This is a genomic window from bacterium (assembly GCA_040755795.1).
In the GTDB taxonomy this organism is placed as follows: domain Bacteria; phylum UBA9089; class CG2-30-40-21; order CG2-30-40-21; family SBAY01; genus JBFLXS01.
Map to the genome: position 1 here is coordinate 1 of JBFLXS010000080.1, position 12,969 is coordinate 12,969.

At 37.6% G+C, this 12,969-nt stretch carries 11 protein-coding genes; all 11 read right to left on the bottom strand.

What is annotated here, in order from left to right; all coding sequences use genetic code 11:
• Positions 1-127: 127 nt before the first annotated feature.
• Positions 128-2,539 (bottom strand): tetratricopeptide repeat protein, encoded by a 2,412-nt coding sequence (locus AB1414_07355; GenBank protein ID MEW6607258.1) that lies wholly within the window; start codon positions 2,537-2,539, stop codon positions 128-130.
• Positions 2,540-2,582: 43 nt separating this feature from the next.
• Positions 2,583-3,638: an MraY family glycosyltransferase gene (locus tag AB1414_07360; protein MEW6607259.1), complete on the bottom strand. Its 1,056-nt coding sequence runs from the start codon at positions 3,636-3,638 to the stop codon at positions 2,583-2,585.
• 56 nt (positions 3,639-3,694) lie between these two features.
• Complete coding sequence (locus AB1414_07365; GenBank protein MEW6607260.1) at positions 3,695-4,801, bottom strand: glycosyltransferase family 4 protein; 1,107 nt, start codon at positions 4,799-4,801, stop codon at positions 3,695-3,697.
• Positions 4,798-6,009, bottom strand: a complete 1,212-nt coding sequence (locus AB1414_07370) for a glycosyltransferase family 4 protein (protein ID MEW6607261.1) — start codon at positions 6,007-6,009, stop codon at positions 4,798-4,800. The genes AB1414_07365 and AB1414_07370 overlap by 4 nt, the downstream gene beginning before the upstream one ends.
• Positions 5,987-7,372, bottom strand: a complete 1,386-nt coding sequence (locus AB1414_07375) for an O-antigen ligase family protein (protein MEW6607262.1) — start codon at positions 7,370-7,372, stop codon at positions 5,987-5,989. The genes AB1414_07370 and AB1414_07375 overlap by 23 nt, the downstream gene beginning before the upstream one ends.
• Before the next feature lie 170 nt (positions 7,373-7,542).
• Positions 7,543-8,412 (bottom strand): Wzz/FepE/Etk N-terminal domain-containing protein, encoded by an 870-nt coding sequence (locus AB1414_07380; GenBank protein MEW6607263.1) that lies wholly within the window; start codon positions 8,410-8,412, stop codon positions 7,543-7,545.
• 6 nt (positions 8,413-8,418) lie between these two features.
• Positions 8,419-10,239, bottom strand: coding sequence for an ABC transporter ATP-binding protein (locus AB1414_07385; GenBank protein ID MEW6607264.1), 1,821 nt, complete (start codon positions 10,237-10,239; stop codon positions 8,419-8,421).
• A gap of 69 nt (positions 10,240-10,308) precedes the next feature.
• Positions 10,309-11,157: a hypothetical protein gene (locus AB1414_07390; GenBank protein MEW6607265.1), complete on the bottom strand. Its 849-nt coding sequence runs from the start codon at positions 11,155-11,157 to the stop codon at positions 10,309-10,311.
• 183 nt (positions 11,158-11,340) lie between these two features.
• Positions 11,341-11,721: a four helix bundle protein gene (locus tag AB1414_07395; protein MEW6607266.1), complete on the bottom strand. Its 381-nt coding sequence runs from the start codon at positions 11,719-11,721 to the stop codon at positions 11,341-11,343.
• 135 nt (positions 11,722-11,856) lie between these two features.
• On the bottom strand, positions 11,857-12,300 hold the full coding sequence (locus tag AB1414_07400; protein MEW6607267.1) for a lasso peptide biosynthesis B2 protein: 444 nt from the start codon (positions 12,298-12,300) through the stop codon (positions 11,857-11,859).
• Between the two features lie 191 nt (positions 12,301-12,491).
• On the bottom strand, positions 12,492-12,758 hold the full coding sequence (locus AB1414_07405) for a PqqD family protein (protein ID MEW6607268.1): 267 nt from the start codon (positions 12,756-12,758) through the stop codon (positions 12,492-12,494).
• Between the last annotated feature and the right edge of the window lie 211 nt (positions 12,759-12,969).

Here is a 12,969-nt window from a genome sequence, read left to right on the forward strand (position 1 = left end):
GAGATAAGGGAGATATGGAGATGAAATAATAGAAATAGATTGAAATTTATAGAAATATGTAGAAATTGATTGCGGAAAACAACAAGTTTCCATAAATTTTTATCAGTTTCTACTAATTTCAATTTTTTTAATAATATCTCCCTATCTCCTTAATCTCCACATCTCCTTTTGTTACACCATCTGAACGCTTACTCTCTATTGTTTGTAACATCCTTTTGGCATACTCACCATTTGGATTTAGGTTTTTCAATACATACTCAAACTGTGCTTTTGCCTTTTTGAGGTCTTTTGCCTGATAATAAATCGAGCCTAAATCTGTATGAAGACCTATATCTTCTGGAAGTAACCTGGCAGCAGTCTTAAGACAGGAGATTGCCTTATCTATCTCTCCTGCTTCATAAAAGGCATATCCCAAAGATTTATACGACTTAGGGTATGAAGGATCAAGAGTTTTAGAGTAGGTACGAATTGCTTCTTTAAAGTTCCCCATCTTAGTGTACATATATCCAAGGGAAGATAGATACTTCTTAGAATAAGGGGAGAATTTTAATCCTGTTTTAAGGGTTTTAATCGCTTCATCATACCGATGTTGCCTAAAATAAAGCTTAGCTAAATTACTATAAGCATCTTCGGAGGAGTATGGACTACGATTTATTGCCTTTTTATACGCAGATATTGCCTGATCATATCTTCCATTCAACTGATATGCTGCACCAAGTAGGTTATATAAGATTAAGTCATTAGGAAATAGCCGATTTGCCTTCTCTGCTAAAGCCATTCCTTTCGTAGCATACCCCTTTTCCCCACCCGTTGCCCTTTTGAGATAGATATCTATAAGCCCTTTATAATACCATTCCTCATAGGGGTTAAGTTCTATTGCCTTCTCATACTTTAAACTCGCTTGCGCATAATTCTTCCGGTCTAAAAACCCTACTCCTTCTTTATAATATATATTAGCCTTATAGGCTGATATGGGATACCTGAACAAGATAAGGATAATAATAAAGATTGGCACTCCAATGAGCCATATAATGATTCTGTTTTTAGATTTCATTACTTTTTCTCTCTGGCTACTTTGAGGGTTTCCTACTCCCATCATCATACCCATCATTATCCAGAATAAGGAGGATGTTAAGTTCATACCAAAGCTAAACTGATTCTGAATAAGATAAGCTATCCAGCCAGCTCCAATCCCAATGCTCAACCCTTTATTTAGCTCTTTTTTATAGCACCTATAGGCAAATATAGCAAAACTAACTAATAACCAGAGGTAGGTAATTAGCCCTATGATACCTTTTGTAACAGCAGTGTCCAATATATCATTGTGTGCCCTATCGAAACCAAAACTGGCATAGAGTGGATATACCAGGGCCATTGATTCAGGTCCCACACCCAACAGCGGATAATCGGCAATCATTTTTAGGACAATCTTCCAGGTACGAATACGAGAACCAGCCGAACCAGCAAACTCTATTTTAGTAGTATCCTCCTTTGGTTCAGGAGGTAAAACCATCTCCTCTTCAGGAATCTTTTTAAACAAAGGTTTCTCTTTTAGTTGAACTTCCTTCTTTATAGAATCTTTTTCTTCCTTTAGTTGTAGTTTTTCCTCTGGTTGAGTCTTTACTTCCTTTACCATCTCTGAGGTAAATCTTTGAATTACTACCTTTCCCGGGCCCACACACAGCCATGCACTCATCAGAATGAGGATGCCCAAGAATATCCATAATCTTCTCTTATTTTTTATAATCTTTGCCCTCCAGGATAACATTCCAAATAGGAGCATTGAGCCCATGAATCCTAAAATACCAGCTCTTGTAAAAGTGAAAAATAAGCAGATATAAATTAAAACAAAGCTTATAAGATACCACCATGGTCTAACTATAGAAAGGTATGGAAGGGATTCCTTTTCTTTGGTTCTTTTATCTCTCTTTTTCTTTGATGGATGTGAGTCTTTTTTTTCTTCAAATAAATACATGGATAAGGCTGATGGGAGTACCATAATAAGATAAGCGGATAAGTATGCTGGATTACCAGTGGTAGAATGTACCCTGAATCCTTCGAACAACTCAAATCTGAATGGGTCAACTTTATAGTACTGAAGGATTCCATAGATAGAGGTTAATACCCCGGCTAATATAGCTGTATTGAGGGTCAGTTTAAGAAGCTTACGGTTATTTATAAAGTTCACCGTCACATAGAATAGGATGATATAAATCATCAATGTGGATAAGCCTTCATACCTTCTATAGAAACCTATAAAGGATAATAAAGGGCTAACTGAGAATATGGTAGCCAGGGTACTCACTAAAAGATAAGCAGTAATCGGTAAATCAAGTGGAGTTCTTATAAACCTATGTCCAATCAAGAGAGCCTTCATCAACCAAATACTTATCATAATCAAGATTAGCACTCGCATCAAGGTTGCTTTACCAAGGTCAAATGGATTCTCCAGCTTGGGATCAAAGTATAGAGGGAGAGAAAGGATAAGGAATAGTAGAGTAATAATAACTGCATAATCATAATACCTTCTATTATTCATCTTTTTATCTCCTATCTTCAAAGTCTTCTACACTCATTTTAACTCACAGATCTCTATCTCTTATTCTTTTCTCAATAAATCCTAGTGTCTTCATTCCTAAGAACAGACCCATTCCTAAGATGACTAAGATTAAAAGGGTATACTCCTTTGGAATTACTGTAAGAATATACGCTGTCATACCTAAGTAGACACATATAAAGTATATCAATAAGATAACCTGACGATGGGTCAATCCTATTTTTAATAATCTATAGTGCAGATGTTCTTGACCGGGTTTAAAGAAAATTTTTTCTTTTATAATCCTGTGGATGAAAACTAAGATGGTGTCAAAGATTGGGACTCCTAAGGCTATAATAGGTATCAACAAGGTCATAGTAACACTTATCTTTGTACCTTCTAATATTATGGCTATGGATGAGAGGATAAATCCTAATAACATACTACCAGCATCTCCCATAAATATCTTAGCCGGATGGAAGTTGTACTTCAGGAAGCCTAAGGTACTTCCTGTTAGGGCAATACACATAAAACTAATCACTAAATTTTGCTGACCTACAGCAATCAAAAAAAGTGTTAAGGAAGCTATACTCACTACCCCAGCGGCTAAACCATCCAGGCCATCAATCAGATTTATGGCGTTTGTTAAGGCTACTACCCAGAGGATGGTTATAGGTAGACTAAGTATTCCTAAATTTATTGGATTGCCAAAAGGATTTGTTATTGTAGATATCTTAAATCCATAGTTGAATAATATCAAAGCTGCCAAAATCTGAAAGATTAGTTTCAAAAGGGCAGGAACTTGCTTTATATCATCAACCATTCCTAATAGAAATATGAATGTTCCTCCTACCCATAAACCCAATAACTGTGACTTAAACTCTTTTATCAAAGAAGGGTTATTCCACAATGCAAATCCCATTCCAATTATAAAAGCTAAATAAATCACTATTCCTCCAAAGTAAGGGATTGGCACCTCATGAATTTTCCGCTCCCCAGGGTAATCAACTACCTTCAGGTTTAATGCTAACCTTAGAAACAATGGAGTTAATAGTAGGGAGATAATTAATGAACTAAAGAAAATTAATAAATATTTTATCATTTTTTAACCCTTTCAAACTGAAGCCAGGTAATCGGTAATCAGTAACAATCAATTCTTCACCGATTACCAATAACCTCTTTATATAATGATTCAAAGTCTGAGGATATCTTATCCCAGGAATAATTCTCTATAACATGGTTTTTTGCCCTTTCTTTTACTGATTCTACCGCCTGTCTATTATTTATTAAAAATGCCAATTTTTCAGCCAGATCACTTACATCTTTATTCCTGAAGGTATAGCCAAAATTATTCAGTGCTTCAAGGTTTTCCGGTATATTGCTTACCAGACAACAGTTCCCATAACTCATTGCTTCAAGAAGAATAATAGCTAAACCTTCTATCTCTGAAGGATGAACAAATAGGTAACAGTTGGAAAGTAGTTCATGAAGCATTTTACCTCTAACAAAACCTGTAAAGATAATATTCTTATTTCCTTGTGCCATTTTATAAAGCCTGGATTTATATGCCTCTTCATATCGTGCATCACCTGCAATTACCAGCTTCAAATTAGGCCTGAGCCGCTTATAAGCCTCTATTAAATAATGAGCACCCTTTTCCCTGACAGGTCTTGCCACAAAAAGAATATAATCATTACCATAAAGCCCATATTGTTTTATCAAATCCGGTTTCTCTATCTGTGGAAGATTAACACCTTCCGGGATATAGATGCTTTCTCTACCATATCTTTCCATCAGATATCTCTTTTGAACTTCAGAAACTACTACTACAACATTGGGAAATATTACAGATGGAATCTCTGTTACTCTCAAAAACAATCTACCCACAATTCCCCATTTCGCTCTTTTCCACTCTAAACCATGTTCCTGAACTACAACCTTTCTGCCATGTATTCGAGGAATGAAGCAAAACATTGCAGGGCCAAAAGCATGAAAATGAACAATGTCAATGTCTTTTTCCAAACAGCACTTTAGAGTGGCTATAAAAGTAGCCGTTATCTTTTCAAGGCTTTTACTTCTCAATGTTGGCACCGTCTTTATCTTCATCCCCTTATATAATCTGTCTTTTGCCTCATCATAATGTCTCATTGTATAAACAATGATCTCATGTCCTTTCTTAGCGAGCCTTGAGCCAACCTCTTCTGTCCATTTCTCTATTCCGCCACCAAAAGTCATACCTTTAAGAGCTATATAGGCAATCTTCATGAATATATCCTCTCATAGACCTTCATCAATTTTTGATAATGGAGTTGGGCATTAAATTCTTCTGCTACCTTTTTTCTTGCCATCTTACCCATCTGACTAATCATAGTTGAGTTAGAAAGAAGATATTCTATTTTTTCTCTTAGTTCTTGACAGTTTCCTGGGTCAAAGAGCAAACCTGTCTCTTGTTCAATCACCATTTCAGGTATTCCACCGATGGCTGAGGCGATAACTGGTTTACCATAAGCAAATGCTTCAAGTATTGTCATTGGCAAATTTTCATAGCATTGGGATGGAAAGACAACAAAGCCAGCATTCCTGAAAAGCATCTTGAGACTCTCATCTGACTTGTAGCCCTCAAAAATCACATTATCAATTTTACCCTCTCTGGCATAAGTTTCATATTCAGCTTTCATAGGACCATTACCAACTATCCTGACTGGCACATCAAGCCCTTTTACAGCCTCAAGTAGTGTCATAACACCTTTCTCTTTTGAAACTCTACCTGCAAAAAGGATATAGTTTCCAGGGCTGAAGTTTGGCTCAAAGTCTTCTATCTTTATAAAGTTAGGTATGTGAACCAGTTTTTCCTCAGGGATACCTGCTTCAGTATGTTTTCTTAGAAAAGCCTCACTAGGACAAATAAAATATTTTATCCAGTTATATCTTTTTAGAAAATAATTCAAGTAAGACTCAACGGTATAAACTAAAGATGCGCCTAAACTTCCCTTGTGACACCTTGTCAGCAGGCAATGATAGAATTTCTTACCTTTACACCTTTGACATATTTCACCGTTTAATAACATCAGATATGAAGGACATATTATTTTACAATCATGCAATGTCATAACAACTGGTATCCGTCTTTTCTTTGCGGCATCAATTATAGAGGTGGTTAATCTCCCATAGATATTATGCGCATGAATTACATCCGGCTTAAAAGAATTTAATAGTTCGGAAAATTTACTTCTGCATTCATAGGAGTAAATCAGTTCAATACCTGTAAAAATCTTTTTAACTACCGGGATATTTTCATACTCAATAGGTGAAGCAAAAAATCTTGAGTATTCAGAGGGTTCATTTTCTACAAAATGCCTTGAAAAGGGAGCAACTTTATGTCCATAATCTCTAAGCATTTCCATCTCATTAAAAAATACCCTCTCTGAACCAGAACGAAGGTAGTAGTAATTATCTGCCAATAATATCTTCATGATTTTTTACTTCTCTTTGCTCAATATGGTAAATTGAATGTACCATTGCCGCATAAATCCAAAAATACCATTGTATGGTTACATCTGTAATTAAGTTTTCAGTTATATTCATTATTATAAATGCAACAAATACTGAAATAAACCCTAAAGTTATTGCTTGAAAATAAGGCTCCTTAGTTCTTTGATATGTTTTAAAGGTATCTTTTATAAGGGTAAACAGTAGCAATAGATATGCCCCAAGACCTAAAATACCCGTCTCTAAAAGCAATCGCAGGTAGTCATTATGAGCATACTTTGGTGAATTCAACGCCTCAAGAGCTAATGATTCAAAAGCTCCCAGTCCATACCCTAAAAATGGTTTGTCAAAGAAAAAGCTGAATGTCCCCTGCCAGAGCCAAAAGCGAGTCTCTAATGGATTACGCCAATATGAAAGAGGATTAAATATATCTGAAAATCGCTGAGGAATCACAGGAATTACAACTATTAGAAAAGCTAATATAAGAGGCATAATTATCAGAAGCCTCCTATACTTTAAGATGCTTATGGTCAATATCATAAATAAAACCCCTATCCAGGCTGTCCTGGTAAAGGTTAAGAAAATAGAGACTCCTAATACCAGGGATAGCAGACTATATCCAGGCTTTTTAATACCAGATTGAAGTAGAAATGTAAAGGCTATACTCAAGGGTATCATTAAATAAACACTATATGAATTTGGATTCATAAAAGTGGCAAAAATTCGGTTAAACCCAAAGGTGGAAGAGGTATCTCCTGTACCTGTGAAGAATTGATAGAATCCTATCATGACAGGGATAAATGTTGAGAAAAAAATGGCATAAATTAACCGCATAATCTGTTCTTTTCTCTTCAGGAGACTAACTATGAGAATATACATTATGAGAGGACTAACAAATTTTAACCACTCCGACAATCCTTTTAACAAATTACCAGAAACAGAAATAGATATGAGGCAAATAATTAAGAATAATATATAAGGTTTTAGGATAGGTAATTCTAACACATTAAACTCACTGAGTATGAGTAAGATATAGATAACTCCACCCCATATAATGAATATAGATAAAACTGCTGCCAGATTTATACCCCCATGTATAACTCCAGATAAAGGGAATATGATTACAAATGTTGTTAAACCCAATAAAGGTCTGGTTATAATTAAAAGTTGGATAGTTGCTTCTATATTAGTAAAGAATAAAGCTATGAAGATAATTAATAATATACTCTCAATAACAATAATGACTGGAAAAGCTTTTAATGCATATCCTGCAAATATTAATAAAATGTAAGATATAACGATAGGAATATATTTAGTTTTAAACTTAGTTAATGCAACCTCTTTCATTTTTTAGTGCCTCAACCTTCCCTGTTTTCCATTTATATAGCACTTATCAATCGAATGAATGTAGAAGATCGAATAATGAATTTCGAATTATGAAGTCTTAGTATTACTTCTACATTCTACATTCAATATTCAATATTCTACATTCGATATTTTGAAACTTTTGACTAATACTACTCCTTCTCTTGTTCTCTTTCACCTACTTTCTGCAAGTACTCTAAAAAGAATGCTAAACCCAATGCTACCATCAACCCAACTACGGCTGCAACAATGACATTCAATAACATATTTGATTTAACTGGGCTCTTGGGCTCAATGGAAGGATTTTTTATCTTAGTATTGGTGGACATTATTATTGCACTCTGCACAGTGTGAAGTTCACGATTAAGGTCTTGTAGTACCCTTTCACGACTTACAAGCTCTGATTGTAAAACAATCACTGCCGGTGCATCCACCGGATGCCTTTTGCTTAAGTAAGCTAAAGTTTTTTTCATCTCTTGAATTTCCTGGGTAATAGCCGCAATATTATTTTTTAGATTCCTCTCATACTGCTGATTAGGCTTCATCAATTCATCAAATTTTCTCCTATGCTCCTGGATGATAACTTCGGCAATACAATTGATAACCCTCATCACCTCTTTAGGACTTTTTCCCTTTACTGTTATATTCACCTGTGATACCGGTTCTAACGGTGGTAAAGGGATTTTTCTCTCCTCTACTCTTGTCTTCACCATTTCCTTTAGTTGGTATGGCAAAAGACCCGAGTTCAATTTTTTAGCTACCCTGGCTAAAAAGGGATAATTTTGAATATAGAAACTTATCGCGTCCGGCTCTTCAATTATTTTACTATATATTCTTCCGATTGTTCTCTCTATACTACAACATTTACCTACCTCTAAATCTAAAGAGGTTTCATATACAGAGGGTAGTAGTAAATTTGCCACCACTACTGCAAATATAGAGAAGATGGTCATTAAGATTATTAACACCTTCCTCTTCCAGACCACCCTAATGTAATCGATCAGTTCTACTTCTTTTTTCATCTTTCCTTATCCTCCATTCCCAACAGTTTCATACAATTTCTTAAAGTATCGACCATCCTTAAATAGCTCCACAAAGTTACCAGTTTCAACTACTTTTCCATCTTTCAAAACAATAATCTTATCTGCATCCATAATGGTTGAGGAGCGGTGGGCAACATTAATTATGGTTATGTCCTTATGAAGTTTTCTTAAGGCATCTTTGATAAGTCTTTCCGAAATATTATCTACTTCACTGGTAGCTTCATCTAAAATAAGTATATCAGGTTTACGAAGTAGAGCACGGGCTATAGCAAGCCTCTGGCGCTCTCCACCGGATAGCTTTATGCCATGGTCTCCTATAACCGTATCTAATCCTTTATTACACCTTTCAACAAACTCTGTAGCATTTGCCATTTCCAGAACCCTGTATATCTTCCTATCACTCTTATCTGTTATTCCAAACAAGACATTTTCTCTTATAGTCCCATTAAACATGAATACCTCCTGCCCAACATAGCCGATTTGACTATACCATTCATCAGTATTAATTTCCTTTAACGGAACCCCATCTACAAGAATTTCACCATTGGTTGGGTCCAAAACCTTAAGCAGTAGATTTACTATACTGGTCTTACCAGAGCCTGACTCGCCTACGATAGCAATCAGGAGATTCTTTTTCAGTGATAGGGTAATACTATCCAATGCCACCTTTTCTTCTTCATCATACCTTAAAGATACCTCTTTAAAAAGGATTTCATCTTCAAACCGTGCAGGCATTTTACCTGAGTATGTTGAGCTTACATAACTCTCTTTCATTGCTTCATAAGTAGCCTCGCCATAGGGTAATAAGGACATAAAGAGCATACTATTGCGTCCAATAGAACCCAGGGAAGGCAGTACTCTCTGTAGAGCAAGGGCAAAAACACCTAAGGATGGAAGAATTTCCACCATACTGCTATCGCCATATCTAACTACAAGCCACCCTACTGTAAGACACAGGATACCTAACACACTCATTTCCAATAATCTTGCTGGTATTGCCAGAAAGACTGTATTTCGCCTGGCAAGGCTGTAAAAGCTTTTCGAGGAATTATTAAATAGTCCTTCCCAGAATCCTTCAGCCTTAAAAACCTTCAATACTTTAATGCCACCAAGTGCCTGTCCACAATATACCGTAGCGTCGCTCGATGCCTGCACACAGCGTTTTCCTGTAAAATAAGAGACCCTTGAGGCAAGGTAACGAGTAATCCATAGAAAGAGACCACCAAAAATGATAATAAAAAAGGTAGCCTTTGCCGAGATTGTGAATAAAAGGTAGATAATCAGAAGGCATTTAAAGACCTCGGTTATAAGGTCAGGAATTATAGAAACAAGGTTATGCATCTGAGCAGGGGCAGTAACAACACGATACTCTAAGTCACCTAACCTATGGCTCAGAAAGAAACGATAATCTGCATGTAAGAGGCGATGAAAAAGGGTAGATTGACAATGCTCTCGGATTGATAACCCCAGGAATAGCGAGAGAACCTCCCTGAAATAACCCAGAACATTCTTCAAAAAGATAGCTATAAAAAAGATTAAAAGGGCAGAAAATATCGGAGAGACAAATGGTATACTCTTAGCCGCCCTGAATAAAAACGAAATAATCAGCCCTTTGTCTGCAAGATTAACAGCAGGAGATATAATCTGTGAAATGAGCGGGAACAATATCCCTATACTAAAGGCTTCAGTAAAGCCATAGAGTAGTCCTAATAGGATAAGGATAGTTATCATTCTAAGGCGTTGCCTGAAAAAGTAAAACAGGGCATCCTTTGATTTTGCTGTCAATCTATACTTCTTATTATCCATTCATTTACCTTTTCTATTCTCTCCTATGGAGTGCGGTAGCTTGCTACCGCTTTTACTTCTAATTCGTGGCTAAAATGTAGATGTAATCCCCACACCCCGTAATAGTGAATGAGCTAACTCTCTGGAGAATGGTAGACACCAGGGAATCTCTGCTTTGAAAATCGGGATACTTGCCGTAAGGCGTCCAAAGAAGTCCAACCGACGCTGAAGATATTTCCTTTCCTGCAACCACTGTACCCTTGGGAAAGCCATTAAGTAAAGTATGGTCATGGAGCGAGAAAGTCGTTCCAGTTTTAGCTCTTTGCAATCATGCGAAGGGTAGGGAATGACAATTCCTGCCAGCGGCGGCATAGAGCTATCATCATCTATTTTAACACCAATCCGGCCATCAGGCAGCGTTTCACTGGAAACCACCGCAGAAAGCCCTTCAGCGAGTGATTCAGCAATATCCTTGTGCAGCCGTATTTGCCCTGTTCCTGGAAAGCAGCAAAAGCCCGTTCCATTTGCCTGAAGACGCAATAGGTCGTCAGTGATAAACCGGCCACCATTTGCACAGAGTAATGCGGCAAGGGTAGACTTCCCCATTCCTGGACCACCAACAAATGCAAGTGCCGAGCTACCAATCATTACCGCACTGGCGTGCAAGACACACTCACCAGCTAAGGTGAGGATAGAGGCGATTATATTACCCTCTAACAACAACCCGGCTATCTCAGAACAGACACCATCAAAGAGATGGACATAGACCGAGTGCAGGTTATAGTCAATCCAAAACTCGCACATCTGGTGAGAGCAATAGATATATCCAGTGCCCGTATCAGTAACTGTATAACCACGGCCGTTGCCAAGGTCTATCTTTGCCAGAATCTCTCCTGCTGATACACAATCAGAACCTGTTTTGCCTTTGCCCCAGCGCACCTCTATATCATACGGAGGCAGGGCACTTTGAGCTATAGGCGAATGCAGCCCAACTTCAGAATAGACGCGCAGTCCGTAAAGATTATATACTTGGGCTAAATCCTTCATCAGCGTTCAACCTCCATAAGCGTTCATAAGTTTAAAATGGTATCGAATATTGAATCTAGAATATTGAATGTAGAATTATGAAGTTTTGGTATTCTTCTGTTTGGCTGTTTTTATACTTGTTGCAAAGATCGAAATCAACTCATTATTTTCATCGATCAAGGACTCAAGTTTTGATGGAGACTTCATAAGACTTGCCCTTACAATCATAAGCAACCATATCCTTGTTTCTCGCAATTCTTTAAGGCATACTTTCATCTTGTGGATAAAATCAGCCCGAGATTCTGCGCTTTGAGCTTCACCATAATTGGGAGCAGGGGAGGTGCCACAACGAATGAGCTGACCTGCAATGTGATTTCCTACTTTTGTCTTTGGCAAAGATTCCGCTACACGAATAATACGGACGGCAAAATCTATTAAACGCTCTTCAAGATCAAATACTTTACTTTCTTTCAACATTCCTCCTCCTTTCTTCAATATTCCTTCTACATTCAATATTCTACATTCTACATTCAATATTCGATATTTTTCATTTTATGTTGTAAACTTTTGACTAATAACTGCTATACATTTTTTTTGCAATGACTGGAACGCTTACCAGCGTTCAACCTCCAAAGCCGGTAACGGAGTATATTTTGACACATCCACACCACCGATGATAATCTTGCCTTTGCATTCCACCCAGGCATGAGCCTTTAATTGCCCGGCCTGGTCTTTGGCAACACCGATACGAAGATGAGCCGGGTAGCCGTAGCGTGTTAGCATAGCCTGTGTGGCAAACGCCTGCACCAGGCAATTCCTTGCTCCTGGCACATATCGACTTGCAGACCGTATCGCCCAGGCAATCTCCTCCGGAGGCATTGAATTACTCCGCACCACACAATCTCTCCTTATCGCTGCTCGTTCTAAACGCCTGAAAAGTCTCCGAAAGGGAAATACCCACAACTCAACCTTGATTATGACGAGGCAAAGCAAGGCGCTAATTAGAAAATAACGCTTTTCACCAGTGAGACTTAGAAACTTACCCAGTTGCTTCATTAATCACCTCGTACCTGCTCAAAATTCGGTGGAAATTTTGAGCAGAATTGTAAAATGGAAAATGCAAATTTTAAAATGTAAAATGAGGAGAAGAATCGCTTGCATCAGATAGATATAGGAACTCCTTAATTTTTCATTTCCCATTTCCCATTTTGCATTGAATTGCTCAAAATCCACAGGATTTTGAGCAATTACATCACCTCGATAATTCCTTCTTCTGCCAGTTGCTCTAAGAGTGCCAGCAGGTCACCCTTACAGCGTTCAGGCTCCACATCATACTCATTCACAATGGCCTCCAGAATATCCTTAACCGTTTTTGGCTCCTGAATAATATTCCAGATATAAGCACCTACATCTTTAAGCCCGAAGTACTCCTCTGACTTAAGACTAAGTATCACCACCTCTTCTCCGAGGGAGGTGGAGACCTGGTCTGAACTCCTCATAATTGTAGAATCCATTAAAACATTCACCATAGTTTATAGCACCTCTTTTTGGAGTGCGGTGGCTTGCCACCGCTTTCCCAGTTTCCCCCTTTTCCCTTCGAGAGTGTTGCAAATGGTTTTTAGTTATGGTGTGGGTTGGGGAGAGTTTTGGGTGATAAAACATGCCAAAGTGACAAAAAAGAGGTAATCTGCTTAGTTGACATCAAGAGGAGGAGGTGTTATATAG

What these genes read in the sequence shown, in the direction of transcription:
- AB1414_07365 (MEW6607260.1), bottom strand. Translation starts at nt 4,801, where the DNA reads ATGAAGATTGCCTATATAGCTCTTAAAGGTATGACTTTTGGTGGCGGA.
- AB1414_07405 (MEW6607268.1), bottom strand. Translation starts at nt 12,758, where the DNA reads ATGGATTCTACAATTATGAGGAGTTCAGACCAGGTCTCCACCTCCCTC.
- AB1414_07360 (MEW6607259.1), bottom strand. Translation starts at nt 3,638, where the DNA reads ATGATAAAATATTTATTAATTTTCTTTAGTTCATTAATTATCTCCCTA.
- AB1414_07380 (MEW6607263.1), bottom strand. Translation starts at nt 8,412, where the DNA reads ATGAAAAAAGAAGTAGAACTGATCGATTACATTAGGGTGGTCTGGAAG.
- AB1414_07395 (MEW6607266.1), bottom strand. Translation starts at nt 11,721, where the DNA reads ATGTTGAAAGAAAGTAAAGTATTTGATCTTGAAGAGCGTTTAATAGAT.
- AB1414_07355 (MEW6607258.1), bottom strand. Translation starts at nt 2,539, where the DNA reads ATGAATAATAGAAGGTATTATGATTATGCAGTTATTATTACTCTACTA.
- AB1414_07400 (MEW6607267.1), bottom strand. Translation starts at nt 12,300, where the DNA reads ATGAAGCAACTGGGTAAGTTTCTAAGTCTCACTGGTGAAAAGCGTTAT.
- AB1414_07375 (MEW6607262.1), bottom strand. Translation starts at nt 7,372, where the DNA reads ATGAAAGAGGTTGCATTAACTAAGTTTAAAACTAAATATATTCCTATC.
- AB1414_07370 (MEW6607261.1), bottom strand. Translation starts at nt 6,009, where the DNA reads ATGAAGATATTATTGGCAGATAATTACTACTACCTTCGTTCTGGTTCA.
- AB1414_07385 (MEW6607264.1), bottom strand. Translation starts at nt 10,239, where the DNA reads ATGGATAATAAGAAGTATAGATTGACAGCAAAATCAAAGGATGCCCTG.